Origin of the sequence: Dactylosporangium sp. NPDC000244 (assembly GCF_040300725.1) — a bacterium.
Classification (GTDB): domain Bacteria; phylum Actinomycetota; class Actinomycetes; order Mycobacteriales; family Micromonosporaceae; genus Dactylosporangium.
Map to the genome: position 1 here is coordinate 172,646 of NZ_JBEPEH010000009.1, position 24,894 is coordinate 197,539.

At 73.2% G+C, this 24,894-nt stretch carries 23 protein-coding genes, 1 tRNA gene, 1 pseudogene and 1 riboswitch; of the genes and pseudogenes, 8 read left to right on the plus strand and 17 right to left on the minus strand.

The annotated features are described in order from the left end of the window. Positions 1-30 precede the first annotated feature (30 nt). On the minus strand, positions 31-1,272 hold the full coding sequence (locus ABT369_RS14990; protein ID WP_350612312.1) for an AI-2E family transporter: 1,242 nt from the start codon (positions 1,270-1,272) through the stop codon (positions 31-33). Positions 1,273-1,459: 187 nt separating this feature from the next. Between ABT369_RS14990 and ABT369_RS14995 the strand changes: the two genes are divergently transcribed. After that, entirely contained in the window at positions 1,460-1,768 is a 309-nt protein-coding gene (locus tag ABT369_RS14995; RefSeq protein ID WP_350612453.1) for a GroES family chaperonin, read from the plus strand. A 45-nt stretch (positions 1,769-1,813) separates the two neighbouring features. Here ABT369_RS14995 and ABT369_RS15000 read toward each other — a convergent pair whose 3' ends face one another. Continuing rightward, complete coding sequence (locus tag ABT369_RS15000; RefSeq protein ID WP_350612313.1) at positions 1,814-3,265, minus strand: PrsW family intramembrane metalloprotease; 1,452 nt, start codon at positions 3,263-3,265, stop codon at positions 1,814-1,816. A gap of 374 nt (positions 3,266-3,639) precedes the next feature. Further along, positions 3,640-3,755: riboswitch (SAM riboswitch) on the plus strand. Positions 3,756-3,777: 22 nt separating this feature from the next. Here ABT369_RS15000 and ABT369_RS15005 point away from each other — a divergent pair. Beyond that, the gene (locus ABT369_RS15005) at positions 3,778-5,007 is read left to right on the plus strand and encodes an aminotransferase class V-fold PLP-dependent enzyme (RefSeq protein ID WP_350612454.1); all 1,230 of its coding nucleotides are present in this window, start codon (positions 3,778-3,780) and stop codon (positions 5,005-5,007) included. 49 nt (positions 5,008-5,056) lie between these two features. Here the strand turns inward: ABT369_RS15005 and ligD (ABT369_RS15010) are convergent, their stop codons facing one another. Both ligD (ABT369_RS15010) and ligD (ABT369_RS15015) read right to left on the minus strand, forming a co-directional pair. Beyond that, complete coding sequence (gene ligD / locus ABT369_RS15010) at positions 5,057-5,941, minus strand: non-homologous end-joining DNA ligase (RefSeq protein WP_350612314.1); 885 nt, start codon at positions 5,939-5,941, stop codon at positions 5,057-5,059. Then, on the minus strand, positions 5,934-6,863 hold the full coding sequence (ligD, locus tag ABT369_RS15015) for a non-homologous end-joining DNA ligase (protein WP_350612315.1): 930 nt from the start codon (positions 6,861-6,863) through the stop codon (positions 5,934-5,936). Before ligD (ABT369_RS15015) ends, ligD (ABT369_RS15010) begins: the two co-directional genes overlap by 8 nt. Before the next feature lie 97 nt (positions 6,864-6,960). Between ligD (ABT369_RS15015) and ku the strand changes: the two genes are divergently transcribed. Next, on the plus strand, positions 6,961-7,893 hold the full coding sequence (ku, locus tag ABT369_RS15020; RefSeq protein ID WP_350612316.1) for a non-homologous end joining protein Ku: 933 nt from the start codon (positions 6,961-6,963) through the stop codon (positions 7,891-7,893). On the opposite strand, the gene ABT369_RS15025 is transcribed toward ku, so the two are convergent. From ABT369_RS15025 to ABT369_RS15045, 5 genes are all read right to left on the minus strand, one after another. After that, positions 7,796-8,338, minus strand: coding sequence for a hypothetical protein (locus ABT369_RS15025; protein ID WP_350612317.1), 543 nt, complete (start codon positions 8,336-8,338; stop codon positions 7,796-7,798). The two genes, ku and ABT369_RS15025, sit on opposite strands and share 98 nt — an antisense overlap. Further along, a complete protein-coding gene (locus tag ABT369_RS15030; RefSeq protein WP_350612318.1) occupies positions 8,335-9,969 on the minus strand; it encodes a long-chain fatty acid--CoA ligase in 1,635 nt (544 codons plus the stop codon). The genes ABT369_RS15025 and ABT369_RS15030 overlap by 4 nt, the downstream gene beginning before the upstream one ends. A gap of 159 nt (positions 9,970-10,128) precedes the next feature. Then, positions 10,129-11,667: an MDR family MFS transporter gene (locus tag ABT369_RS15035; RefSeq protein WP_350612319.1), complete on the minus strand. Its 1,539-nt coding sequence runs from the start codon at positions 11,665-11,667 to the stop codon at positions 10,129-10,131. Beyond that, positions 11,664-12,131 (minus strand): MarR family winged helix-turn-helix transcriptional regulator, encoded by a 468-nt coding sequence (locus ABT369_RS15040; protein WP_350612320.1) that lies wholly within the window; start codon positions 12,129-12,131, stop codon positions 11,664-11,666. The genes ABT369_RS15035 and ABT369_RS15040 overlap by 4 nt, the downstream gene beginning before the upstream one ends. 345 nt (positions 12,132-12,476) lie before the next feature. Then, on the minus strand, positions 12,477-12,869 hold the full coding sequence (locus tag ABT369_RS15045; protein ID WP_350612321.1) for a winged helix-turn-helix domain-containing protein: 393 nt from the start codon (positions 12,867-12,869) through the stop codon (positions 12,477-12,479). 202 nt (positions 12,870-13,071) lie between these two features. On the opposite strand from ABT369_RS15045, the gene ABT369_RS15050 reads away from it, so the two are divergent. Further along, on the plus strand, positions 13,072-13,311 hold the full coding sequence (locus ABT369_RS15050) for a hypothetical protein (RefSeq protein WP_350612322.1): 240 nt from the start codon (positions 13,072-13,074) through the stop codon (positions 13,309-13,311). 470 nt (positions 13,312-13,781) lie between these two features. Here the strand turns inward: ABT369_RS15050 and ABT369_RS15055 are convergent, their stop codons facing one another. Continuing rightward, positions 13,782-15,182, minus strand: a complete 1,401-nt coding sequence (locus ABT369_RS15055) for a hypothetical protein (protein WP_350612323.1) — start codon at positions 15,180-15,182, stop codon at positions 13,782-13,784. 332 nt (positions 15,183-15,514) lie between these two features. Between ABT369_RS15055 and ABT369_RS15060 the strand changes: the two genes are divergently transcribed. Continuing rightward, entirely contained in the window at positions 15,515-16,351 is an 837-nt protein-coding gene (locus ABT369_RS15060; RefSeq protein ID WP_350612456.1) for a PSP1 domain-containing protein, read from the plus strand. On the opposite strand, the pseudogene ABT369_RS57965 reads toward ABT369_RS15060, so the two are convergent. Continuing rightward, positions 16,319-16,462 (minus strand): annotated as a pseudogene (locus ABT369_RS57965) (cellulose binding domain-containing protein); the annotation flags it as partial. The gene ABT369_RS15060 and the pseudogene ABT369_RS57965 overlap by 33 nt on opposite strands. Positions 16,463-16,738: 276 nt before the next feature. Between ABT369_RS57965 and ABT369_RS15065 the strand changes: the two are divergent. Then, positions 16,739-17,356: a LuxR C-terminal-related transcriptional regulator gene (locus ABT369_RS15065; protein WP_350612324.1), complete on the plus strand. Its 618-nt coding sequence runs from the start codon at positions 16,739-16,741 to the stop codon at positions 17,354-17,356. Here the strand turns inward: ABT369_RS15065 and ABT369_RS15070 are convergent. From ABT369_RS15070 to ABT369_RS15080, 3 genes are all read right to left on the minus strand, one after another. Further along, positions 17,334-18,767, minus strand: a complete 1,434-nt coding sequence (locus ABT369_RS15070; protein ID WP_350612325.1) for a cellulose binding domain-containing protein — start codon at positions 18,765-18,767, stop codon at positions 17,334-17,336. The two genes, ABT369_RS15065 and ABT369_RS15070, sit on opposite strands and share 23 nt — an antisense overlap. 13 nt (positions 18,768-18,780) lie before the next feature. Then, on the minus strand, positions 18,781-19,968 hold the full coding sequence (locus ABT369_RS15075; protein ID WP_350612326.1) for a putative bifunctional diguanylate cyclase/phosphodiesterase: 1,188 nt from the start codon (positions 19,966-19,968) through the stop codon (positions 18,781-18,783). 575 nt (positions 19,969-20,543) lie between these two features. Then, positions 20,544-20,616 (minus strand) — tRNA-Thr (locus ABT369_RS15080). 86 nt (positions 20,617-20,702) lie between these two features. On the opposite strand from ABT369_RS15080, the gene ABT369_RS15085 reads away from it, so the two are divergent. Then, the gene (locus tag ABT369_RS15085; RefSeq protein WP_502891761.1) at positions 20,703-22,523 is read left to right on the plus strand and encodes a metallophosphoesterase family protein; all 1,821 of its coding nucleotides are present in this window, start codon (positions 20,703-20,705) and stop codon (positions 22,521-22,523) included. Further along, positions 22,520-23,131 (plus strand): LysE family translocator, encoded by a 612-nt coding sequence (locus ABT369_RS15090; protein WP_350612327.1) that lies wholly within the window; start codon positions 22,520-22,522, stop codon positions 23,129-23,131. Before ABT369_RS15085 ends, ABT369_RS15090 begins: the two co-directional genes overlap by 4 nt. 161 nt (positions 23,132-23,292) lie before the next feature. On the opposite strand, the gene ABT369_RS15095 is transcribed toward ABT369_RS15090, so the two are convergent. From ABT369_RS15095 to ABT369_RS15105, 3 genes are all read right to left on the minus strand, one after another. Next, positions 23,293-23,967: a hypothetical protein gene (locus ABT369_RS15095; RefSeq protein ID WP_350612328.1), complete on the minus strand. Its 675-nt coding sequence runs from the start codon at positions 23,965-23,967 to the stop codon at positions 23,293-23,295. Positions 23,968-24,156: 189 nt separating this feature from the next. Further along, the gene (locus ABT369_RS15100; RefSeq protein ID WP_350612329.1) at positions 24,157-24,510 is read right to left on the minus strand and encodes a hypothetical protein; all 354 of its coding nucleotides are present in this window, start codon (positions 24,508-24,510) and stop codon (positions 24,157-24,159) included. Continuing rightward, positions 24,507-24,827: a YbaB/EbfC family nucleoid-associated protein gene (locus ABT369_RS15105; RefSeq protein ID WP_350612330.1), complete on the minus strand. Its 321-nt coding sequence runs from the start codon at positions 24,825-24,827 to the stop codon at positions 24,507-24,509. Before ABT369_RS15105 ends, ABT369_RS15100 begins: the two co-directional genes overlap by 4 nt. Positions 24,828-24,894: the final 67 nt, after the last annotated feature.

The following is a 24,894-nucleotide window of genomic DNA, read 5'->3' on the forward strand; positions in this document are numbered from 1 at the left end:
GCCTCCGGATGGATCAGGCCTCGCCTCCGGTCAGTCCGCGGAGACGATCACGGCGTCGGGCGGGGGCTCCTGGCGATGCTGGACCAGGTGGCGGATGCCCGTGTTCAGCACCGCCACGAGCGGCACGGCCACCAGGGCGCCGATGATGCCCGCGAGCACCACGCCCGTCGCGATCGCCACGATCACCGCGAGCGGGTGCACCGAGACCGCGCGGCCCATGATGAGCGGCTGCAGGACGTGGCCCTCCAGCTGCTGCACGGCGATCACGCCGATCAGGACCACCAGCGCGGTGATCGGGCCCTCGTCGACCAGCGCGACCAGCACCGCGACGGCGCCGGAGACCGTGGCGCCGACGATCGGCACGAACGCGCCGAGGAAGACCAGGGTGCCCAGCGGGAACCAGAAGTCGACGTTGAGGAAGAACAGCAGCAGGCCGATGCCGAGCGCGTCGATGAAGGCGACGAGCACGGTGGCCCGCACGTAGGCGACCAGGGTCCGCCACGCCGCCTCGCCCGCGCGGCGAATCGGGTCGCGGGCCGGCGTCGGGAGGATGCCGGTCACGAAGTGCCAGATCCGCTTGCCGTCGCGCATGAAGAAGAAGGTGACGAAGAGGATCAGCAGCGCGAGGGCCAGGAACTCGACGGTCGCGGTGGCGGTGCTCAGCGCGCTGTCGGTGAGGCTGCCCCGGTTGTCGTTGAGCCAGGTGGTCGCCGCGTCGAAGGTCGCGTCGAGCTGCCGGCCGCTGAGGTGCAGGGGCCCGGTGGTGAGCCAGTCCTGGATCTGCGTCACGCCGGCCGACGCCTTCTCGGCCAGGGCCGGGAAGCCCGCCACGAACTCGGTCACCACGAGGGTGAGCACGCCCGCGACCGCGCCCAGGCCCATGATCAGCACGACGAACGCGGCCAGGGACGGCGGCAGCTTGACCCGGCGGCGCAGGACGCCCATCACCGGGGCGAGCAGGGCCGAGAGCAGCAGCGCGATGCTCAGCGGGATCAGCACGGTCTTGAGCCGGCCGACGAGCCAGAGCAGCACGGCCGCGGCCGCGATCAGCAGCAGCAGGCGCCAGGACCAGGCGGCGGCGATGCGCAGGCCGTGCGGGATCTCCGCGTCGTCCCGGCTCGTGGTCGTCGCGTGCTCGAACTCCCCCACGACCAGCGTCGGCTCCGGCTCGGGCTCCTCGGCGACCGCGATCTCGCGCTCGGCCCTGGCCTCCGCGAGTCGCTGGAGGTAGGCGCGGCGCAGATTGGCGCGCACCTTGTCGAACCGGCCCACGTACTACCTCCCCGATGCGGCTTCCACGTCTCCCGACGACGACTCCCCACCGTAGACCGGGTCGCGCGACGTTGGCACGCATCGAGGCGGTAGCGTCGCAAGCGTGACAGCACAACCCGCCGCTGGTTACCAGGCGTCCACCGGCGCTCAATCCGCTGCCCCGACCGGCGACGCGACCCCCGACGCCCTGCCGATCCGGCTCCTGCACGACCGGGTGCTCGTCCGGCTCGAGGGCGCCGAGGGCGAGCGCCGGCACATCTCCGGCATCGTGATCCCCGCGACCGCCTCGGTCGGCAAGCGGCTGTCGTGGGCGACCGCGGTCGGCGTCGGGCCCAGCGTGCGCTCGATCGTCGCGGGCGACCGGGTGCTCTTCGACCCCGAGGAGCGCTCCGAGGTGGAGCTGCAGGGGCGCGACTACGTGCTACTGCGCGAGCGGGACGTGCACGCGGTCGCGGCCCGGCGCGTCGAGCCGGACTCGACCGGCCTCTACCTGTGACGCCGACCGGCGCGCGGCCCTGGTAGGTCGCGCGCCGGGTGGCGGTCAGCGGTAGTAGTACGGGGCGGCGAACGCCGGCGGGGGCGGCGGCGGGGCCAGCGAGACGGGCACGGGCACCACCGGGGTGGCCGGGGCGTCGAGGACCCGCACGACGCCGTCGGGGAAGGTGATGTGGTAGCGCGTGCCGTCCCACACCGCCCGCGGCGACTGAGGGTCGCGGCCGACGAAGACCTGGCGATACGCGTCGAGCGCGGTCAGCAGCTGCCGCTCCTCGGCGAGCGCCTCCATGCGCCGCTTCGGCTCCTTGTCCAGGCCGCGATGGAGGCCGTCGCGCAGGAGGGCCAGCCGCGTCGCGTCGAACTGGAACGCCCGCATCGCCTTGGCGCCCGCGTCGCCGGCGACCCGTTTGGCCCAGCGGCGGGCGGACAGGCGGCGGCCGAGCGTGCCCAGCGCGGCGACCTCGGGCGGCGAGAACCATCCGGCCCGGGCATATTCGCCGAGCACGCGCTCGGTCAGCTTGCCCTCGTTGGAGCGCAGCCACAGGGCGAAGCCGACCATGCACAGGAAGATCGGCATCATGACGGCGAAGTAGCCGTAGAGCAGGACCCACGCGCTCGTCGACGCCGTCACCGACATGAGGTTCCACGAGCCGTGCAGCATCATGGCGACCAGCAGGCCGGCGAGCGGGGCGAGGAAGCGCACCGGCCGGGCCGAGGAGCGCGAGGCGAACCCGAGGCCGATGCCGGTCATCGAGGTGAACAGCGGGTGGGCGAACCCGGTCATGAGGATCCGCACGATGAAGATGCCCACCAGCGCCGCGGCCCCGGTGACGGGTCCGGACTTGTCGGCGGCCTCGCCGTAGCCCTTGAAGCCGAGGTACAGGATGTTCTCGACCATCGCGAACCCGGTCGCGGAAAGTCCACAGTAGACGATCCCGTCGATGATGCCGGAGAACGCGCGCGGGCGGCGCCAGAACAGCAGCACCGGGCCGAGGGCCTTCATGCTCTCCTCGATCAGCGGCGCGACGATCACGGCGACCAGCGCGTCGGAGAGCCCGGCCTTCTCGGCGAAGTACGAGCCGGCGGTGTTGACCACCAGGGCCACCCCGGTCGCGACGAAGGCACCCCAGCCGAAGACGAAGACGAGGTACTTCACCGGCTCCGGCTCGTACCGATCCAGCCACAGGAAGCAGGAGACCAGCACCGGCACCGGGATCACCGCGGAGGCCACGCCCACGACCAGCGCCGTCCACCCGCCGCTGAAGCCGAAGAACGCGAGCACGGCGACGCCGCAGGCCGCGATGAAGCTCATGACGCCGATCAGCGTCCAGAGCCGGCGCCGGTCGGAGCGCTTCGCGGGCGGGGCGGCGGCCAGGGCGAGCGCGGCCGTCGGGTATTCCTGGCGGCCCGTCGGCGGCTCGACCGCCTCGGTCACGTTGGGCACCGCGGGCGCCATCGCCGGGCCGGACGACTGCCCGGCCGGGATCTGGGGCGTCATCGGCCGGCCCCACTCGGCACCGGGCGCCGGCTGTCCCCAGGCGCTCGGAGGCGCCGACGCCGGCTCGACGGCCGGCGGCGCGGAGGCGGGCTGACTCCACGCCGGCCGCCCCCACTCGGGCTGCGCGGCCGGCGGAGCTGAGGCCGGCGGGGCCGAAGCGGGCTGCGGCGGGGAGGGCTCCGGGTTCGGAGGCGGTGGGACGGAGGCTGGCGAGCCCCAGCCGGAGGGTGTCGCCGGAGCGCTCGGGGAGGCCCACGGGGACGCGCCCGGCGGCGAGGCGGCGGGCGGCCCGGACGCGGGCTCGGGCGAGGACGGCGTCCCATTCGGCGGGAGATCGCTCATGGGGCAACTTTATCCGCGGTACGGTCATGTCAGGTCATGAGTGCCAGCGCACAGCCCCGGCTTGCTGGCCGGCAACCCTCGCGTTCGCGGCGGGGTGCCCCGGGTGATGACCCGGCCCGGCACGCGGTGTGCCGAGCAAGCGCGAACGAAAGGGCTGCCCTGTGTCCGAAATTCTCACGCCCGGCGAGGTCAAGCTGTCCGACGGGCGCAGCGTCGACTTCGCCAACCTCGACGTCGCCGCGACCGCCCCGTGTCTGCGGGTCGTCGCCGACGCCGTCGCGGACCTGCTGCCCTACTACGGCAGCGTCCACCGCGGCGCGGGTGCCCTGTCGGAGCGCTGCACGCGGGAGTACGAGCAGGCGCGCGAGACCGTCGCGGACGTCCTCGGTCACGGCCCGGACGACACGGTGATCTTCACGCGCAACACCACGGACGCGTTCAACCTGCTCGCGCGGGCGGTCCCGGCGGGCACCACGGTCGTCACGTTCGACGCCGAGCACCACGCCAACCTGCTGCCCTGGCGCGACGCGATCCGGCTGCCGGCGCCCCGCACGCCGCGGGAGGCCGTCGAGGCGCTGGAGCTGTGCCTGTACCAATTGCAGAACCCCAACGTCCTCGTCAGCGTCACCGCGGCGAGCAACGTGACCGGCGAGGTGTGGCCGGTCGAGGCGCTGGCCGAGGTCGCGCACCGCCACGGCGCCCGGATCGCCGTCGACGCCGCACAGCTCGCCCCGCACGCCCCCGGTCGGCTCGCCGGGCTCGGCGCGGACTACGTCGCGTTCTCGGGGCACAAGCTCTACGCGCCGTTCGGGGCGGGCGTGCTCGCCGGGCGGGCGGACTGGCTCGACGCGGCCGAGCCCTACCTGGCCGGCGGCGGGGCCAGCGCCCACGTCCCCGGCGACGGGCCCACGCGCTGGGCCACCGGCCCCGCCCGCCACGAGGCCGGCACCCCCAACCTCCTCGGCGCGGTCGCCCTCGCCACCGCGCTGCGCGCCCTGCGCGACCGCGACCTCGCCGGCGACCTCGCGGGCACCGAGCAGGCGCTGCTGCGCCGGCTCCGCGCCGGGCTCGCCGCGCTGCCGCACGTGGAGGAGCTGCGGCTCTTCCCCGCCGACGCGGAGCGGGTCGGCATCGTCTCCTTCGCCGTGCGGGACCGCGACCCGGGTCAGCTCGCGGTGTCGCTCGGCCGCGACCACGGCATCGGCGTGCGCACGGGCCTGTTCTGCGCGCACCCGCTGACGAACCGCCTGCTGTCCGAGGCCACGGCGCGCCTGACCGGCGAGGCGTCGCCGGAGGTGGCGGCAAGCTGCGAGCCGGGGGGCGGGCAGGCCGTCCGGGCCAGCTTCGGCATCGGCACCACCGAGGAGCACATCGACCGGCTGCTCGCCGCCATTCGGTGATCCTGAAATATACGAAATGTCCGATAAGTCGCGGCGCGTAGCGCCCGACTTATCGGACCAGCAGGAGGTCGCCGCGGGCCGAGACGCGGTCGAGCACCACCGATGGGGTCAGGCCGGCGGCGGTCAGCTCGCCGGCCTCGACCTCGTCCCACGCCAGCGGGGCGCTCACGGTCGGGGTGGGGCCGGCGCGCAGGGAGTACGGCGCGACCGTCGTCTTGAACGCGTTGTTCTGGCTCCAGTCGATGAACACCTTGCCGGGCCGCAGCTGTTTCGCCATCTTCGCGACCACGAGCCGCGGGCGGGCGCGGGCCAGCTCCTCGGCGACCGCCTTCGCGTAGGCGCTCACCTCGTCGGCCGTCTCGTCGCCGGGCAGCGGCACGACGAGCTGCATACCCTTCTTGCCGGAGGTCTTCGCCGCGCACTCGAGGCCGTCGGTGGCCAGGCGCTCGCGCAGCATCAGGGCCACCTCGAAGCACTCCGGCAGCCCCGCGGGCGGGCCGGGGTCGAGGTCCACGACGAGCTGGTCGGGGTCGAGCGGGCGGCCCTCGGCGTCGACCCGCCACTGCGGCGTGTGCAGCTCCAGCGCCGCGAGGTTGGCCAGCCACACGACCGTCGCGAGCTCCTCGACCACGATGAAGTCGATCTGCTCGCGGCCCTTCGAGGAGCCGGGGACCGGCAGCCGGACGGTCCGCACCCACTCCGGCGTCCCGGCGGGCGCGTTCTTCTCGAAGAAGCCGTCGCCCTCGACGCCGTTCGGGTAGCGGGTGCGGGTCAGGGGGCGGTCCCGCAGGTGCGGCAGCAGGGTGGGGGCGATCCGGGTGTAGTAGTCGAGGACCTCGCCCTTGGTGAAGCCGGCGCGCGGGTACAGCACCTTGTCGAGGTTGGAGATGTCCAGCCGCCGGCCGTCGACCTCCACGTGAATCCGGTCAGGCATCGCGGACCTCCTCGGCGCTGAGGTCCGGGCGGATGCGCAGGAAGCGTGGGAAGCGCAGCCGGCCGTCGCGCGTGCGGTGCCCGAACTTCACCTCGACCACCAGGTGCGGGTCCACCCACACGGCGCCGCGGGCGTCCTCGCGCGGCACCGACGCGCCGAACGGGTTCCGGCTCGTCGACAGGGGCTCGAGGGCCGCCAGCAGCGAGCGCTCGGACGCGCCGGAGATGCCGCCGCCCACCCGGCCGCGGTAGGCCAGCCCGCCCGGGACCGGCACCCCGACCAGCAACGCGCCGAGCGCGCGCTTGCCCGGCCGCCAGCCGCCGACCACGAACTCGCAGCTCTCCTCGAGCTTCACCTTGATCCAGTCGGGCGTGCGGACTCCCGGGTGGTACAGCGACTCCGCCCGCTTCGCCACCACGCCCTCGAGCTTGTTCTCCAGGCTCGCCGCCACGGTCGCCGGGCCGTCGTCGAACGACGGGGGCACCATCGCGCGGGAGCCGAGCGGGAGCGCTTCGAGGCGTCGGCGGCGGGTGCGGTACGGCAGCCCGACGAGCTCGTCGCCCTCCGCGCGCAGGGCGTCGAAGACGAGGTACGTCACCGGCACCGTGGCCGCCAGGCGCGCGGCCCGGTTCGGCTCGCGCACGTGCATGCGCTCGGCGAGCACCTGGAACGACGGCTGCCCGGCCTCGTCCATGGCCACCACCTCGCCGTCGAGCACCGAGTCGGCCAGGCCCCGCCCGACGCCGGCGAGCTCCGGGTAGGCGGCCGTCACCTCGGCCCCCGAGCGCGCGAAGAGCCTGGTCACGCCCTCGCGCACGACGGCGATCGCGCGGATGCCGTCCCACTTGAACTCGTACGCCCAGCCGGGCCCGGCGGGCAGGGCACCGGGCGACGCGAGCATCGGAGCCGGCGCAGCTGCCATGCTCCACACGATAGTTCGCCTGCGAGTTCCTCGCGCCCGGCTCGAAACGATGCGAAGCTGAAGATTGCATGGTCGATACGCTGCGGAAAGGATCCTCATGCGCGCGATCTGGAAGGGCGCGGTCTCCTTCGGGCTGGTCTCGATCGCCGTCCGCCTCTACTCGGCGACGGAGGAGAAGGACATCCGCTTCCACCAGGTGCACCGGGAGGACGGCGGGCGGATCAAGTACAAGCGCGTCTGCTCCGTCGACGGCGAAGAGGTCGCCTACGACGACATCGCCAAGGGCTACGACCTGGGCGGCGGCGAGATGGTCATCCTCACCGACGACGACTTCTCCGACCTGCCGCTGACCACCAGCCGCGCGATCGAGGTGCTGGAGTTCGTGCCGACCGAGCAGGTCGACCCGATCCTGTACAACAAGGCGTACTACCTGGAGCCGGAGCAGACCGCGGCCAAGCCCTACGCCCTGCTGCGCGACGCCCTGACCAACGTCGAGCGCGTGGCGATCGTGAAGGTGGCCCTGCGCCAGCGCGAGCAGCTGGCGACCCTCCGCGTGCGCGACAACGTGCTGGTGCTCAACACCATGCTGTGGCCGGACGAGATCCGCGCGGCCAAGTTCGACATCCTCGACGAGGACGTGACCGCCCGCCCCGCCGAGCTCGCGATGGCCGGCTCGCTCATCGAGTCGATGGCGGCCGACTTCGACCCGAGCACCTACACCGACAACTACCGCGAGGCCCTGCAGGAGGTCATCGACGCCAAGGTCGCCGGGCGCGAGGTCGTGCAGCCGGAGGAGGCCGAGGAGGCCCCGGCCGCCGCGGTCGACCTGATGGCCGCGCTGCGCGCCTCGGTCGAACGGGCCCGGGCCGCCCGCGGCGAGGAGCCCGCGGAGCCGGCCGCCTCTGAGGAGGAGGGCGAGGAGCCCACGCCGATCAAGAAGGCGGCGGCGAAGAAGGCGACACCGGCGAAGAAGACGGCGCCGGCCAAGAAGGCCCCGGCGAAGAAGACGGCCGCGAAGAAATCCGCGTGAAGTAGACGGTCGCGGACGCCCGGTCGAGCAGCAGCCCGCCGCCGACGTCGAGCCACTGCGGCGCCGGCGGGGCGAACGGGCGCAGGTCGGCCGGGATGTCCGGGGCGGCCACCGCGGGGCCGTCGGGCGCGGCGGCGGCGCGCTCGGGGGTGAGGACCGCGAGGCCGTTCATCTCGTAGTCCATCGGGCCGATCTCGGGGCAGCTGCGGGCGCGGGCCTCGTGCTCCTGCCAGTGCACGGACCGGATCGGGCGCAGCTGGGGGTACAACTGCTCGATCCTCGCCTTTTCCGTGAAGACCGAGGTCTTCGGCGGCCTGGTGAGGTCGGGGCAGCCCGCGAGCCCCGGCACCCAGTCGCGCAGTGCCAGGGCCACGCCGCAGATCGCGATCACGCAGGCCGACAGCGCCGCGGTGATCGCCAGCGCTATCTTGGCCGGGCGGGTCACCCGTTGATCTGTACCACCTCGAGGGAGCCGCCCGCATAGTCGGACCGCACCCGCTTCTTGTCGAACTTGCCGACGCTCGTCTTCGGCACCGCCTCGATGAACGACCAGCGCTCGGGCAGCTGCCAGCGGGCGACCTTCTCGGCGAGGAACTCGCGCAGGGTCTCGGCGTCGGCGGTGGCGCCCTCGCGGAGCACGACCGTCGCGAGCGGGCGCTCGCCCCACTTGTCGTCGGGCACGCCGACCACGCAGGCCTCGAGCACCGCGGGGTGGGCCATGATCGCGTTCTCCAGGTCCACCGAGCTGATCCACTCGCCGCCGGACTTGATGACGTCCTTGGCGCGGTCGGTCAGGGTCAGGTACCCGTTCGGCGTGAGCGTGCCGACGTCGCCCGTGCGCAGCCAGCCGTCCTCGAACTTGTCCGGGTCCGGGCCGTCCTCGCCGATGTACTGCGAGGTGATCCAGGGCCCGCGCACCTGCAGCTCGCCGACCGCCTTGCCGTCGCTGGGCATCGCCTCGCCGCCGGGGCCCACGATGCGGCCCTCGACACTCGCCGGGATGCGGCCCTGGGTGTAGCGGTACGACCACGCCTCCGGGTAGTCCACGCCGTGCGGGGCCCGGGCGATGGAGCCGAGCGGGGACATCTCCGTCATGCCCCACGCGTGGATGACCTGGATGCCGTACCGGTCCGCGTACGCGTGCATGAGGGCCGGCGGGCAGGCCGAGCCGCCGATGACGACCTCCTTGAGCGAGGAGACGTCGGTCGGGTTCGCGTCGAGGTAGGCCAGCAGGTCCGAGAAGATCGTGGGCACGGCCCCGGCGAACGAGGGCTTCTCGACCTCGATCATCTTGGCCAGCGGCGCGGCCTGCAGGAACCGGTCGGGCATGAGGAGCTGGGCGCCGCTCATCAGCGCCGCATACGGCAGGCCCCAGGCCATCGCGTGGAACATGGGCACGATGGTCAGGTTGCGCATCTGCGGGCCGAGTCCGAAGCTCTCCGCCATGCACACCTCCATCGAGTGCAGGTAGATGGAGCGGTGGGAGTAGGCGACGCCCTTGGGGTTGCCGGTCGTGCCGCTGGTGTAGCACAGCGCCGCCGCGTCGTCCTCGTCCACGGCCGGCCAGTCGAACGTGTCCGGCCGGCCCGCGAGCAACTCGTCCCACGAGTGCACCTCGACGCCGTCCTTGACCAGCTTGGACGTGTCGCCGGCGCCGACCACGACGATGTGCCGCACGGTGCTCAGGTGCGGCAGCACGCCGGCCAGCAGCGGGATCAGCGTCGAGTCGACGATGACCACGCGGTCCTCGGCGTGGTTGGCGATGTAGATCAGCTGCTCGGGGAACAGGCGCAGGTTGAGGGTGTGCAGCACGGCGCCCATGCTCGGCACCGCGAGGTAGGCGACCAGGTGCTCGGCGTTGTTCCACATCAGGGTGCCGACGCGCTCGTCGCCGGTGACGCCGAGCCCGCGCAGGGCGTGGGCCAGGCGGGCGGCCTGGCGACCGATCTCGGCATAGCTCGTGCGCCGGGCGCCCTCGCCGGTCCAGGTCGCGACGTCGGAGTCGCCGTGGACGGTGGAGCCGTGCTGCAGAATGCGGGAGATCAGGAGGGGTGTCTTCATCATCGTGCTGCGCATGACAGCAAAGCTAATGTGCGCTGCGCCACAATGAAACCCGCGAGTAACAATATGTCCTGACGCCCGAGGTGCGGGCCCCGGTCCGGATCGGATCCGCGAAGCGTCCCGATCCGGACTGGGTGCTACGTCCGGACATATTGGCTTACAAGAGGGAACTGTCTAGAACGCGGCGACCTTGGCTTCCATGTCGGACGCGTCGGTCGTCTCGGCCTGGGTGGCGCCCTGCAGCGCCTTGTCCGGCAGCGCCACGGTGATCAGGGTGCCCAGCAGCGCGACGAACGCGGCCGCCAGGAACACCGGGTGCAGCGCGTTGACGAAGAGGTGCTCGACCATCGCCAACTGGGCCGGGGGCAGCGAACGCACCTGGGCCGGCGCGTTGATCGACACGCCCCCGCTCGCCCCGCTGAGCTTGCTGTTCATCACCGCGCCGAGCGCCGCGACGCCGACGGAGCCGCCGAGCGAGCGGAAGAAGGTGGCGGCGGAGGTGCCGGCGCCCATGTCGCGCAGTTCGAGGGAGTTCTGCACGGCCAGGATCAGCGGCTGCATCGCCAGGCCCAGGCCCACGCCGATGACGGTCATGTAGATGAACGCCTGCCACAGCGGGGTGTCGACCTGCAGCGTCGTGAACAGCAGCAGGCCGGAGCCCATGACGACGGTGCCGGCGACCGGGAACCACTTGTAGCGGCCGACCCGGGAGATGATCCGGCCGGACACGATCGACGTCACGATGACGCCCGCCATCATCGGCAGCATGAGCAGGCCCGAGCGGGTCGGGGTGGCGCCCTTGACGATCTGCAGGTACAGCGGCACGTAGATGATCGAGCCGAACATCGCGAAGCCGAGGATGAACGTGGCCGTGTTGGACAGCGAGAACGTGGCCCGCTTGAACAGCCGCAGCGGCAGGATCGGCTCCTCGGCCCGGCTCTCGGCGAACACGAACAGCACGGCGAGCACGACGAACCCGGCGAGCAGGCCGAGGATCTTGGCCGAGTCCCACGCGTAGCCCTCGCTGCCGCCGAGCGACAGGGCCAGCAGCAGCGCGCTGGAGCCGGCCACCATCAGCGTGGCGCCGAGGTAGTCGATGCGGTGCTCGCGGCGGGTGTGCGGGACGAGCCGCAGCACGCGGGCGCACACGAACAGGGCGAAGATGCCCAGCGGCACGTTGATGTAGAAGATCCAGCGCCAGTCGTGCTCGGCGAAGTAGCCGCCGACGAGCGGCCCGGCGACCGAGGAGATGCCGAACACCGCGCCGAAGAGGCCCTGGTAGCGGGCCCGCTCGCGGGGCGCGACGACGTCGGAGACGATCGTGAACGCGAGCGTCATGAGGCCGCCGGCGCCGATGCCCTGCAGGGCCCGGGTCGCGATGAGCTCGGTCATGTTCTGCGAGAGGCCGGCCAGCAGCGAGCCCGCCAGGAAGGTCGCGATCGCGAACAGCAGCACGGGGCGGCGGCCGTAGAGGTCGCTGATCTTGCCGTACAGCGGCGTCGACGCGGTGGAGGCGAGCAGGTATGCGGTGACGACCCAGGAGTAGTGGTCGAGGCCGCCGAGGTCACCGACGATCGTCGGCAGCGCGGTGCCCACGATCGTCTGGTCGAGCGCGGCGAGCAGCATCCCGGTCATGAGACCGCCCATCAGCAGCAGAATCTGCCGGTGGGCGAGGGTGGGCCGGGTCTGTTGCTCCGGCGCGGCGGTGGTCATCGACAATCCCTCTCTTGCGGAAGCCTCTCCGCGATCGACTCGTTCAGCCGGGTGAACAGCGCGGCGAACTCCGCGCGCTGCTCCGGCGTCCAGTCCGCGAGCAGTTCCCGCCAGATGGACAGCCAGCGGTCGCGGTTCTCGGCGAAGACCTCGCGGCCGAGGTCGGTGACCTCGACGAGGCTCGCCCGCTTGTCCGACGGGTCCTGGGCCCGGCCGATGAGCCCGGCGCTCTCCAGCGCGGCGACCTGCCGGCTCACGGTGGACAGGTCGAGGCTCACCTCAGCGGCGAGCGCCGACAGCCGGAACGGTCCGTCGACCGCGATCCGGCTCAGCAGGACGTAGGCCGGGCGCTCGAGGCCGCGGCCGGCGTCATTCCACTTGAGGGTGGCGAAGAGCCGCTCGGACAGCCGGATGAACCGGCCGACCTGCCGCCCGATGGCGGCGTGCTCGCTGTCCTCGTACACGCGCTCCCCCGAAACTCGATACTTGCTTGCCACAAGCATCGGTTTCGAGGGCGGTCGACTTCAAGCTATTTATGCGTGATGCGCGGCACGCCAGAGCATGGCTCGGGTCCGCCGGGGTACGGACCGTCGCTCCCGCCAGACACCGCTCGGCGCTGGCGCGCCGACGCTGCCAGGCCCGCGGTTGGTCACGGTGAGCCGGATATCAGTCCGTGCGCGCCGCTATTCGGCGGGCCTTCACCGACGCTGCCGGGTCTGTGGTTGCCACGGGTGAGCCGGATGCCAGTCCGTGCGCGCGCCGGGTCTTCGGTTGGTCGCGGTGAGCCGGATGCCAGTCCGTGCGCGCCGTTATTCGGCGGGGCCGAACTCGTAGCGGTCCGCGGGGTAGGCCTTGTCGCCGACGACGAGCACGGGCACGCCTTCCTGCATGCTGTGCTCTTTCTTCTCCGCCGGCGTGGGCATGCGGGCGGTCACGACCTCGCCCGAGTGCAGCCAGATGCGCTCGCGCGGCTGGATGGCGCGAACCCGGCTGCGGTAGCCGCGCTTGCTCTCGACGAGACCCTCGCTGCGCAGGTGCGCCATCGCGTCTCGGATGGTGTCGCGACCGACATCATGCTCCTCGGCGAGATACTTCTCCGAGGGCAGCAGACTTCCCGGCGGCAGTTCACCGCTGATGATCTGTTGCCGAATCACGTCCGCGACCTGCCGATACAACGACAGGCCGGAACTCCGGGAGATCATGCTGGCGACCATACGAAGCGAAATCGGCAGGTAACTACCTGGCCTTATGGCCCCACGGACACTTGGTGCTACTATCACCGTAGCGCGAGGCCGGGCTGGGCGGTCAGGCCTCGCGCCACCCGGACCGGGGTGCGGCGGCCGTCCAAACTGCTGCGAGCCGCGCGGTCGCCGCACCCCCCGAGCAGCCGATGGAGGCCTCGCGATGCAGGACGACGAGGAAGAGCTGAGCCCGATCGTGTCCCTGGACCTGCGCGCGATCACCGCGGTCATCACCGAGGACGAGGGCGACCCGATACTGCTAATCGACGACGGCGACGTGCAGATCGAGTTCGCGTCCGGCATGAACGGCAGCTGGGATCACGCCATCATCGGCGCCCAGCGGGTGGCGTCCGCGGCCCTGGAGTTCGCCGCCGTCCTCCGCCGCCGCCCGATCCACCACTAGCCCCCGCACCGCCCGCCCAACGACCAGCCCCGCACAGCCCGCTGAACCGCCGCCGCCCGACCCACCACCAGCCCCGGCACCGCCCGCTCAACCCGCCGCGGTCGCCGCCGCCCGATCCGCCGCTAGTCCCGTGCCGCCCGCCAACCACCACCGCCCGCCCGCCCAACCGCCGCCGCCCGCCCAACCGCCGCCGCCGCTCGCTCAACCCGTCGCCGCCGCCCGATCCACCGCTGATCCCGCGCCGCCCCGCTCAACGAGCAGCCCCGCACAGCCCGCTCAACCGCCGCCGCCCGCCCAACCCGTCGCCGTCGCCGTCGCCGCCCGATCCACCGTTGGTCCCGCGCCGCCCCGGCTCAGCTGCCGCCCACTCGGGCGGCTTTTTTGTTCTGGGGCACAAAAGACGCCGCCCGGGCAGCCTCGGTGTGAGGCTGCACGGGCGGCGAAGGGGTTGCGAGGGGTCTTGAGGGGCCTCAGGCCGCCGAGCGCCGGCGGGAGAGCACTACGAACATCCGGCCCGCGACGACCAGGAGCAGGCCCGCACCGAGGACGAACGCGGCGCGCGAACCGGTCACCGGCAGGCTGTCGCCGCCGCCCGAGCCGCCGCTCACGCCGCCGTAGCCGCCGCCGTTCGAGCCGCCGCCCTGGCCGTAGCCGCCGGACGACGGCGACGCCGCGGCCGCCTCCAGCTGGCAGACGCCCAGGTCCAGGATGGTGGTCTGGTCGGTCTGGTCGCCGTAGCCGCCCGACTTCCACTTCGTGCGCACGATCAGCTTCACGCGGACCGAGTACGCCTTCGCGTAGAGGCCGGACGCGCTCGTCTGCTTCTCCACCGAGCCGAGCTCGACGCGCAGCACGACGGCGCGGGCCGGGCGGGCCGAGCGGCCCTCGGTGTCGCGGACCGTGGACTGACCGCCGCCGACGATCGGCAGGCCGGGCAGCAGGCCCGCGAGCAGCGACTCCGGGATCGCGGTGGCGCCGGCGATGGTGCCGGACAGGGCGCTCGTCGCGCCGCCGAGCAGGTCCAGCAGCGGCAGGCCGGCGACCGGGAGGTTCTCGGCGCGGCCCAGGTCCTCGGCCTCGGTGCGGGAGTTGCCGTCGACGGGGACGACCACGTCGATGTGGGAGCCGGCCGAGTCGACCTTCAGCACGTCGCGGCCCGGCACGCGGACCTCGAGCACGGGCGCCTTGTAGTCGACGGTCTTCTTGGCCCCGGCCGTGACCGTCAGGCTCGGCGGGCTGACGACCCGCACGCCGATCGCTGACGGGCCGCCGGCCAGGAGCGTGAAGTCGGCGATGCCGCCCGTGGCCGTCGCCTTCGCGGCCGTCTTGCCGTCGAGCTTGTCGACCCCGGTCGCGGTCGAGCTCTGGATCGCGCCGAAGCGCAGCAGGGCACGGCCGCCGCGGCCGGGCAGCACCGCCAGGCCGGCCAGGCGGGCGTCGGCGGTGGCTTTGGGGCCGGCCGCCGCAGTGCACTGGGCCGCGTCCTGCCACGTGGCGTGGGCGCGCAGGCCGCCGGTGCCGGCCTGGAGCACGCCGAGGTTGACGCCCTGGACGGGTACCGTCGCCGCCTGCTCGTGCGGCGGGGGCGCCTGCTGGTAGGCGCTGGGGCCGATCAGGCCGGGCGGGAGCACGCCGCTGCTCTGGATGTAGCGCGCGTCGGCCGCGGCCCGGGCCGGGCCGCCCGCGAACCCGGAGTGCGCGGTGGCGGTCCGCAGCTCCGGCAGCGGCGGCGTGTTGAGCCCGATGCCGCGCAGGTCCAGCCCGCCGATCGCGAGCGTGTTGGCGGCGGCCGTGGCGCCGAAGCCCTCGGGGCAGCCGGAGCTCTCCGGCGCGCCCGCCGAGGCGGGAGCCGCTAACGCGACCGGGCTCACTGCTCCGAGGACCCCAGCGGCGGCGAGGGCGACGATCAGTCGGGCTGTTTTTGGGCGCGCGGAAGCTACAGGTGCCGTCATAGCGATGAGGTCCTCCGAGACCGGGGAGTACGGGAGCAAGCCCCGTCAGGGCGTGCCACTGCTGCGCCCAACGAGGCCTTCCCAGCCGGAGTTACGCCACTCTTTGGGGTCTCATCCGCACTAGTAACGACGAAAGCTATGAGATAGGTACGGGGTCGCTCAAAAGTGTCGAGTCGGACTTTTCCCCACTTTTCCCGTCATCTGACTGCGGGCCGTAGGCGCCCGGCGTGACCCGCGTTACTGTGATCGCCATGGGCATGCTGTGCGCGGTGAGCTTCAATCGCTACGGCCGGCTGTTCTACTTCGACCCCGGCGAGCTGCGCCCCGAGGTGGGTGACCGCGTGCTGATCCCGACCGACGACGGGCCCGAGGTGGCCGAATGCGTCTGGGCCGCCCAGTGGGTCACCGAGGAGACCGAGGGCTTCCCGCGCCTCCTCGGCCTGGCGGGCGACGACGACCTGCGCCGCGACGAGCTGCTGCGCAAGCGCAAGGCCGAGGCCAAGGTCGCGGCGAAGCGCCTGATCCGCGACCACGAGCTGCCGATGAAGGTCGTGGCAGTAGACCACGTGCTGGACTCCGCGGGCGGGCAGGGCGCGCGGACGACCATCTACTTCACCGCACCCCATCGGGTGGATTTCCGTTCCCTGGTGCGGGATCTGGGCGCGACCCTGCACTGCCGCGTGGAGCTGCGGCAGCTCTCGGCGCGCGACTCGGCCCGCGTGCAGGGCGGCATCGGCTCGTGCGGGCGCGACCTGTGCTGCGCCACGTTCCTCAACGACTTCGAGCCCGTGACCATCCGCATGGCCAAGGACCAGGACCTGCCGCTCAACCCGCTGCGCATCTCGGGCGCCTGCGGGCGGCTCATGTGCTGCCTGAAATACGAACATCCCCTGTACGTCTCGTTCCAGGCGACGGCCCCCGCCGTCGGGGCGCGGGTGAGCACCCCGGACGGCGAGGGCCGCGTGGTCGGGCACAGCGTGCCGCGGGACTCGGTCGTCGTCCGCATGGACGCCGACGGCTCCCGCTGCTCCTGCAGCCGGGCGTCGGTGTGCGGATCACGCCAGGCGTACGAGGAGCGGCACGGCTAGGAGGGCTGGCTGCACTCCCCAGGCGAGCGAGCCGCCGACGTAGCCCGGAACCGTCGCCGCGTCCACATAGGACGTCGCGGTGCCGCGGCTGTAGTCGTTGGACTCGTTGACCGGCTGCCAACGGCATCGATGTCCCGGGCCACGGGCGGGGCCGTCCCGAGCACGGAGGGACTGATAGAAGGCCTACGGTGACCAGCGGCGGACCTGGCAGCGTCGGCGCGCAGCGCCGAGCGGTTCGCCCAGTCCGGCTCGGTGAGGCTTCGCGGAGACCGACCCAGACCAGGCGCTGACGGGAGCAACGGTCCGCGCCACGGCGGACCCGAGTCATGGTCTGAAAAGTTTCGGAACTCGTTGCCAGCCCGGCGGGGCCGTGGTGGGGTGGCGCCCGTGACGAAGGTGCTGGTGGTCAGCGGGGCCGGGCACGCGCTCGCCGAGCTCATCCGCCCGGCGGCGGACAGCGTCGAGGTGCGCCCGCTCATCGACGTGCTCGGCGGCGACGCCCCCGCGGTGGACGTCATCGTGCTGCACACGCTCGCGCCGGTGCGCGAGCTGGCGGCGCTGGCGACGCTGCCCGGCCCGCGGCCGCCGGTCCTCATCGTCACGCACGCGATCGTCCCCGGCGACGTGCTCACCGCCCTGCGCTCGGGCGCGCGGAGCCTGCTGGTCGAGGGGCAGTACACCCGGGCCGACCTGCTCGACGCGGTGCACGCGACCGCCGCCGGACACAGCCGACTGTCCCCGATCCCGCTGTCGGTCGTCGTCGACCATGTGCAGAGCCGGCCGACCGAGCTCGGGCCGGGGCCGTTCCGCCAGCCGCTCACCCGGCGGGAGCTCGACATCATGGAGCTGCTCGCGGCCGGCGAGCCCAACGCGGCCATCGCGCACCGGCTGGCCCTGGCCGAGAAGACCGTCCGCAACCGGGTCAGCCAGATCTACCTGAAGCTGCAGGTGAGCAACCGCACGGAGGCGATCGTCCATTGGCTCAGCCGCACGGGCTCCCGTTGAGCGTGAACGCGGACGGACTCGGGTTGGTGCCCTGCCAGACGCCCTGGACGCCGAAGGTCAGCGAGCCCCCCGCGGCCAGGGTCGGCTGGTCGCCCGTCGGGCGCACCACGACCCCGGTGCCGCTCTGCGCGGCGATCGCGTTCCAGTAGCTGGTGACCTTCTGCCCGGCGGTGTAGTCGAAGCGCAGCGACCAGCCCTGCATCGGGGCCCCGGTGAGGTTGGTCAGGGTCACGTCGGCGACGAAGCCGGGGCTCCACTCGCTGCGCTTGACGTAGGCGACCCGGCAGGTGCGCTGCTCGACCACGGTCGGGCCGGTCGTCGGCGGCGGCGCGGCCGGGCCGCTGGTCCCCGCCGCGCCGGACGGGCGGCCCGAGGAGCCGCGGGACGGGGTGGCGGCCGGGCTCCCGGTCGCGCCGGAGCGCCCGGGCGACCCGCCGCGGCCGGCCTGGGCGGTGGCCGGGCCGCGGGTGGCGTTCGGGTCGAAGGGCAGCTGACCGTCGTCGGCGGCCAGCGGCGAGGTGAGGCCGCCGGGTGCGGTCAGGAGGGCGACGACGGCGAGCGGTACGACCGCCGCCGCCATCGCCGCGCCCAGCCGGACGCGCCACGAGGGCAGGGCCGCCCCGACGGCCATGGCGGCCGGGACGGTTGCGGTGATCCTGGTGCCGCCGCCCGGGCGCGACCAGACCGTCAGCTGCCCGCCGCAGACGCGGGCCCGCTCGCGCATGCCGGCTATCCCGCGACCGGTGGCGGCCGGCGGGGTGAAGCCGGCGCCGTCGTCGCGGATCTCCAGCGTGATGCCGTCGCCGTCGCGCTCCAGCGTCACGGCCACCGTCTCGGCCCGGGCGTGGGCGGCGACGTTGGCCAGCGCCTCGCGGAGGATCCAGCACAGCTCGATGCCGGCCTCGGGCGCCGCGGCGCCGGTCTCGTCCAGGCCGGCACTGTGCAGGATGACCCCGACGCCGGAGCGCTGCGACCACTCGTGGGTGATCGCGGCGACCAGATCCGGCAGCGCGGCGTCGGTGGGGTCGGCGCGGGGCTCGCGGATCGCGGCCAGTTCGAGGGTCTCGGCCAGCGAGGCGTGCATCTCGGCCTGTAATCGCGCCCGCTCGGCCGCGGCCGCCTCGGCGCGCCGCCGCCGGTCGCGGGCCGACCAGCGCCGCCACGCGTGCATCGCGACCCACGGCAGCGCCCCGGCGAGCCCGACCGCGACCTTGGCCGCGACCCCGTCGGCGAAGACCAGCAGGGCGAGTCCGAACACCGCCCCGGGCCAGCCCAGCAGCGCTCCGGCGGTGGAGGCGGCCGCGATCAGCAGGATCGCGGCGGGGAGGGGGGCCAGCGCGGTCGCGGCGATCGCGGCCGAGACGGCCACGACGAGCGAGACGCCGAGGCGGAGGCGGAGATGGGCACCCATGGCCCGTGCAGTATCACACCTCCGGGCCCCAGACCTCGGACTCGTAGCGTGACAGGTCGCCTGCGGGCAGCCATCGCTGCAGCTCGGAGGCGGTGAGTGGGCGAGCGAAGTGGAAGCCCTGGGCCTTGTGACAGCCCAGCAGCGTGAGCTCGCGGGCCTGGGCCTCGCTCTCCACGCCCTCGGCGACCGTGTCCAGGTGCAGGATCTGGCCGAGGCGCAGCACCGCCTGGGCGACCGCGCCGCCGCGGGAGGTGCCGTCGAGTTCGGCGACGAAGCCGCGGTCGAGCTTGAGCACGTCGACGGGGAGGCGGGCCAGGTACCGCAGGGACGAGTACCCGGTGCCGAAGTCGTCGAGCGCGATGCGGATGCCGGCGTTGGAGAGCACCGCGAGCTGCGCGAGCGAGGCCCGCTCGCCGATCACCGCGCCCTCGGTCACCTCGAGCACCAGGTTGCCGGGGAAGAACCCGGTCCGCTCCAGGATGGCCAGCACCTGCGCGGCGAAGCCGTCGTCGTCCAGCTGCCGCGGCGAGACGTTCACGTTGAGCTGCAGCGCCGGCAGCCGCCGCTGCCAGAGCGCGGCCCGGGTCGAGGCCTCCTCCAGCACCCAGCGGCCCAGGTCGCCGATGACGCCGATGCGCTCGGCGAGCGGGACGAACGCGTCGGGCTCCAGCGTGCCGCGCTCGGGGTGGGCCCAGCGCACGAGCGCCTCCACGCCGGCGAGGTCTCCGTCGGGCAGGGCCACGATCGGCTGGTACAGCAGCCGCAGCTCGCCCTTCCCCACCGCCTCGCGCAACTGTCCGGCGAGCGGGCCGGCCACGACGGAGGCGGGCTCGTAGCAGGCCCACGGCGCGCCGTCCGGGCGGCTGCGCGCCTCCTGCAGCGCGAGGGCGGCCCGGCGCAGCAGGTCGTCGGCGCCGTACTCGCCGGGCGCGGCCACCGCGATGCCGATGCGCGCGGGCCCGGCCACGGCGATGCGCCGCGCGACGGCCTCGGCGTTGTCGACGCTGCGGATGTGCAGCACGGCCGCGAGCTCCTCGCCGACGCGGCCGACCGGATCGTCGCGCAGCACGCTGCGGCGCATGAGCTCGTCGAAGTCGTCGAGCGCGGCCCCGCCGGGCCGCTCGGGGCCGACGAGCAGCACCGCAGTGCTGCGGCCCTCGCGCGCACCCCGGCTCAGCGCCGCGGCCACGGCCTCACGCATCCCGGCGTCCCGACTCCACCCCGTCCTGATCGGCCGGGCCGAGGCGAACCTGACTGTAAAAGACGCGACCGCATCAAACGCCCCGGCCCGCGCATCCGCAGCACGAGACCACCCGGCACGAGGAGGGCCGATCCCATGGCCTGGCGCGCTGCGAAGTCCATCCTCGCCCTGTTCGAGCAGCTCCAGCGGGCGGCGCTGCGGGCCGCCCCGCCCGCGACCGACCCGGACTCCTGGGGCCTGAAGGGCGACGCCGAGCACGACCCGACGAGCGTGGACGTGGCGGCCGTACCTGCCCCTCGACCCGAAGCGCGACCGGCACCGCGAGCACGGGCACCTGTCCGTGGTCGGCGACCGGCGTGCCGACGGCACCCAGGCGTGGCCCACCCTCGGCCACCCTGAAGTCCGGGGTGGTGCTGTCGATCGAGCTGGCGGCCGGGCTGCGCATCCTGTCGCTGACGCGGATGCCGGCCGATGCCGGGCACCCGGACTTCGCGGGCTCGATCTCGGCCTGCTTCGAGCGGGGTTGGAGAGACCATGGCAAAGGGCCCGGGACCTGGGTCCCGGGCCCTTGTCGGAGCCGCCTGACGGAATCGAACCGTCGACCTATTCATTACGAGTGAATCGCTCTGCCGACTGAGCTAAGGCGGCAACGGTTCCCAAGTGTACGGCACGCCTCGGGGGCGTGCGCGAGGGGATTCCCCGTCGGCGCGCGCCCGAGTAACGTCCCGCGCGTGATGCCCGACGATATGCCGCCCGCGCCGGGCGAACTGTCCGCCGACCCGGGCGAGCCCCTGCTGCCGATCCCCCAGGAGGACGACGAGGCGCAGCCCATCGCCCCCGGCGGCCGGCCGACCGCGCTCGACCCGGACCAGATGGGGTTCACGCCGCGCCGGGCGGTGCCGTGGCTGAGCCCGGTGCTGCTCAGCGGGACGGCGGTGCGGGTGCTGCTGGCCGACCTCTTCGGGGCGTACCTCGACAAGCGCGAGCTGCAGGACGCGCTGTCCGCACGCATCCTGCGCGAGGGGGCGGACTTCGCCGGCGAGGTCACCGACGAGGGCGAGTGGCCCGACACCCGCGAGCTGTGGGTGGACTTCGCGGCCGACACCGGGGACGGGTTCAACGCGACCTACTCGGTGGCGTACCTGCTGGCCCAGCCGAGCCTGACCGTGGACGGGCACGAGCTGCCGCGGGGCGAGGTGCTGGTGCTCGGCGGGGATCAGGTCTATCCGACGGCCAGCGGGCAGCAGTACGAGGACCGCTTCAAGGGCCCGTTCCGCGCGGCGATGCCGGAGCCGCCCGAGGAGGGGCCCCGGCCGCGGATGTACGCGGTGCCGGGCAACCACGACTGGTACGACGGCCTGACCGCCTTTCTCCGGCTCTTCGTGCGCGGCGACGAGGGCTCGGTCGGCGGCTGGCGGACCCGGCAGTCGCGCTCCTACTTCGCCATCCAGCTGCCGAACCGGTGGTGGCTGCTCGGGCTGGACGTGCAGGGCGGCGCCTACATCGACGACCCGCAGCTGCGGTACTTCCGCTCGGTGGCCGCCCGCCTCGGCCCCGGCGACAAGGTCATCATCTGCCCGCCCTCGCCGAGCTGGGTGGAGTCGACCGACGACCGCAAGGCCTACGACAGCCTCGACTACTTCGTCCGCACGATCATCGCGCCCACCGGGGCCGACGTGCGCGCGATGATCTCCGACGACCTGCACCACTACGCGCGCTACTCCCGCCCGGACCGGGAGCTCATCACCTCGGGCGGCGGCGGCGCGTACCTCTACCCGACCCACGAGCTGCCGGAGCAGATCTCCGTCCCGCCGGTGCGCACGCTGGTCCGCAACGCGTCGCCCTCGAAGACGTACGAGCTGCGGCGCACGTTCCCCACCAAGGCGCAGTCGCGCGGCCTGGCGTTCGGCGTCTTCTGGCGCGTGCCGTGGCGCAACCCGATGTTCCTGGGCCTGCTGGGGATGCTGCAGACGCTCACCATGCTCGCGTTCGTCAACGCCGCCGACCGCGTGATCTCCGGCGTGGAGCAGCGGCTGGTCACCGTGCCGGCCGTGCTCATGGTGGTCATCGACATCCTCGGCACCTGCCTGCTGGCCATGCCGCGCTCGGCCGGCCAGCGAAGGCCCCGGCACTGGCTGCTCGGCCTCCTGCACGGCCTGGCCTTCGTGGGGCTGGCGACGCTGGGCACCTGGGCGTGGCTCAGCCTGCCCTTCGTGGACCTGACCTGGCCGTTGCCCCTGCTCATCGCGATCGTCCTGTACCTGCCGCTGTCGGGCGTCGCGGCCGGCGAGCTGTTCGCGTTGTACCTGCTCATCGCGGCCAAGTTCGACGTGAACGTGAACGAGCTGTTCGCCGGGCAGGGCATCACCGGCTACAAGGGCTTCCTGCGCCTGCACTTCAAGGCGGACGGCTCGCTCACCATCTACCCGATCGGCGTGCGGCGCACCGGCCGCCACTGGCACGCCCGCCCGTCGGCCGCGCCCTCGGCGCCCTGGTTCGAGCCGGGCCGCCCGATGGACGTGCACCTCATCGACGAGCCGATCGAGATCCGATGAGCTCGTACTGGCAGTTCCTGGTGTTCGCGACCGTGCTCGTGCTCATCCCCGGCGCCGACTTCACCGTCGTCGTGAAGAACACCCTGACGGGCGGCGCGCCGCGGGGCGCCTGGGCCGCGGTCGGCGTGACCGCGTCGAACGTGGTGCAGGGCCTGCTGGCGGTGGCCGGCCTGGGCGCGGTCGTGGTGCGCGTGGAGCCCCTCTTCCAGGCCGTGAAGTGGGCGGGGATCGCGTATCTGCTGTACCTGGCGTTCGAGTCGTTCCGGTCCTGCTACCGCGGCGAGTACGACCTGGCCACCGCGCCCGCGCCGGACGCGCGGCCGGGCCTGCGGCAGGGCTTCCTGTCGAACATCACGAACCCGAAGGTGCTGGTCTTCTACTTGGCGGTGCTGCCCCAGTTCCTCGGCCCGTCCTCGGCGCCGCTGGCACTGCCGGCGTACGCCCTCAGCCACGCCCTGATCTCGCTGGTCTACCTGCTGCTGATCGTGTCGCTGCTCGATCGGGCCCGCCGCGTCTTCGCCAGCCGCCGCGTGCGCCGCACCTTGGACGCGACCACGGGCGGCCTCCTGCTGGCCTTCAGCACCCGCCTGGCCTTGGAGCGCGCTTAGGCCGGTGTCTCGCGGGACGGCGCGCTGCGTATGCCCCGCGGACGCCTGGCACGCGCCGACCGAATCCGGACCCGACGCGCTGTGTGTCTCCCGCGGACGCCTGGCACGCGCAGACTGAATCCGGGCCCGGCGCAGGCCCGGCATGATCGGCGGGACAGGGCCTACAACGCCACCCTGGTGACTCCCGCGATGGAGGCGGCACCCCGCGGCACCTGCGGCGGCAGATACTCGAGCGCGCCCAGCCGCCCCTCATACCGCTTCCGCAGCCGATCGGCGGCATCGAGCGCATCGGCGGCCGTCCGCAGCACCCGCTCCGCGATCCGCCCCGCCGCCGCGACGGCCTCGGGCTCCTGCGCCGCGGTCACGACGACGACGGCCTCGGCGGACTGCAGGACGCGGGCAACGGCCTCGGCCATCTCTCCCCGGAACTCCCCGGCCCAACCGGCGACGCCGTCGAGATAGGCGGCGGTGGCATCGACCCGCCCCACGATGCTGTCCTCGTCGCCCCCGATGAACTCGGCCAGCGCGGCCCACGCGACGCCGAAGGCCTCCGCCCCGCTGCCCTCCCAGCCGCTGCCCCGGACATCGGCGGAGAGCCGCTCCGGCAGCACACGGAAGTGATCCCCCAACCCCCGCAACTCCTGAACGGCGGCGCGGATCGAGCCCACGTCGAGCCGCAGCGCAAACTCGAGCACCTCACTGGGCATGGCCCCCACCCGCAGCAGCAGCTCTTCGGCACGGCTACCAGCAGGAACCCCTCCCGCGTCAAGCAGAGCCTCGACCCGCCGGAACAGATCGTCTCCCGGGCCGGCCAGCCGATCCAGCGCGTCAGTCATGCCCGCCCCGACGATCTACTCCGGCGCCGAACCGCAGCGCACAGTCGAGCACCTTGCCAGGCACGGCCCCCATCCGCCGCAACGTCCCCCGGCCCGGCCAGCCGATCCAACGCATCGGTCATACCCGCCCCCGACGATCAACTTCGGCGCCGAACCGCAGCGCGCAGCCGAGCCGATCCCGCGCGTCGGTCATGGCCGCCCCCGGCCGTCTTCCTCGGCACCGCGATAGGCGGCGGCCGCCCGCCGCAGCGCGTGCGCCGTCTCGGCCAGCCGCGCGCCGTGCTCGACCGCCTCGCGCCCACGATCGTTCAGGGCGATCGCGAGCAGCCGGTGCAGGTCTCGCCCGGTCTGCCCGAGCGCGCCGTCGGAGTCGGCCCCGAACGCCCGCGCGCCGGGGTCGATGATGTTGACGGTGGTGCTGGCCCGGGCCAGCCTGTCGCCGGCCTCCTCGAGCCGCTGCGCAAGGTCTTCGAGTCGCATCTCTTCCCCCGCCCGGCCGACCGTCGCCCGGGACGCTCCTGCGGTGGCGATGGTCGATGTCATTGGAGTTCGCGGTAGTCGCCGAAGGTCTCGGCCCGCAGCTTCCCGCGCGCCCAGGCCGCGGCGTCCGCGGCGGCGGTCACCGCCTCGCGGACCGAGCGCGACACGGCCTCGCTCGACCGGTTGTGCAGCGGGCCTTCGATGCGCACGTCGCGGATCGTCCCGTCGGCGGTGACCAGGACCTCGACCAGCCCGTCGGCCGATCGCACGGCCACCTCGACGGTCTTCACCGCCTTGTCGAACCGGGCCTGCAGCTCCTCGATGCGGCGGTAGCGCTCGACCGCCTCCTCGATCCAAGTCTCGTCGATCTCGCGCCCCATTCGACCTCCCGCGCCCGACCGTACGGCACCCCGACGCCCCCACGGAAGACCGAATCCAACCCTGTGG

Coding starts and splice junctions, on each gene's coding strand:
- ABT369_RS15045 (WP_350612321.1), bottom strand. CDS start 12,869: ATGATCTCCCGGAGTTCCGGCCTGTCGTTGTATCGGCAGGTCGCGGAC.
- ABT369_RS15050 (WP_350612322.1), top strand. CDS start 13,072: ATGCAGGACGACGAGGAAGAGCTGAGCCCGATCGTGTCCCTGGACCTG.
- ligD (WP_350612314.1), bottom strand. CDS start 5,941: ATGCCTGACCGGATTCACGTGGAGGTCGACGGCCGGCGGCTGGACATC.
- ABT369_RS15075 (WP_350612326.1), bottom strand. CDS start 19,968: ATGCGTGAGGCCGTGGCCGCGGCGCTGAGCCGGGGTGCGCGCGAGGGC.
- ABT369_RS15085 (WP_502891761.1), top strand. CDS start 20,703: ATGCCCGACGATATGCCGCCCGCGCCGGGCGAACTGTCCGCCGACCCG.
- ABT369_RS15105 (WP_350612330.1), bottom strand. CDS start 24,827: ATGGGGCGCGAGATCGACGAGACTTGGATCGAGGAGGCGGTCGAGCGC.
- ABT369_RS15090 (WP_350612327.1), top strand. CDS start 22,520: ATGAGCTCGTACTGGCAGTTCCTGGTGTTCGCGACCGTGCTCGTGCTC.
- ligD (WP_350612315.1), bottom strand. CDS start 6,863: ATGGCAGCTGCGCCGGCTCCGATGCTCGCGTCGCCCGGTGCCCTGCCC.
- ABT369_RS15030 (WP_350612318.1), bottom strand. CDS start 9,969: ATGCGCAGCACGATGATGAAGACACCCCTCCTGATCTCCCGCATTCTG.
- ABT369_RS15000 (WP_350612313.1), bottom strand. CDS start 3,265: ATGACGCCCCAGATCCCGGCCGGGCAGTCGTCCGGCCCGGCGATGGCG.
- ABT369_RS15070 (WP_350612325.1), bottom strand. CDS start 18,767: ATGGGTGCCCATCTCCGCCTCCGCCTCGGCGTCTCGCTCGTCGTGGCC.
- ku (WP_350612316.1), top strand. CDS start 6,961: ATGCGCGCGATCTGGAAGGGCGCGGTCTCCTTCGGGCTGGTCTCGATC.
- ABT369_RS15035 (WP_350612319.1), bottom strand. CDS start 11,667: ATGACCACCGCCGCGCCGGAGCAACAGACCCGGCCCACCCTCGCCCAC.
- ABT369_RS15095 (WP_350612328.1), bottom strand. CDS start 23,967: ATGACTGACGCGCTGGATCGGCTGGCCGGCCCGGGAGACGATCTGTTC.
- ABT369_RS15100 (WP_350612329.1), bottom strand. CDS start 24,510: ATGACATCGACCATCGCCACCGCAGGAGCGTCCCGGGCGACGGTCGGC.
- ABT369_RS15060 (WP_350612456.1), top strand. CDS start 15,515: ATGGGCATGCTGTGCGCGGTGAGCTTCAATCGCTACGGCCGGCTGTTC.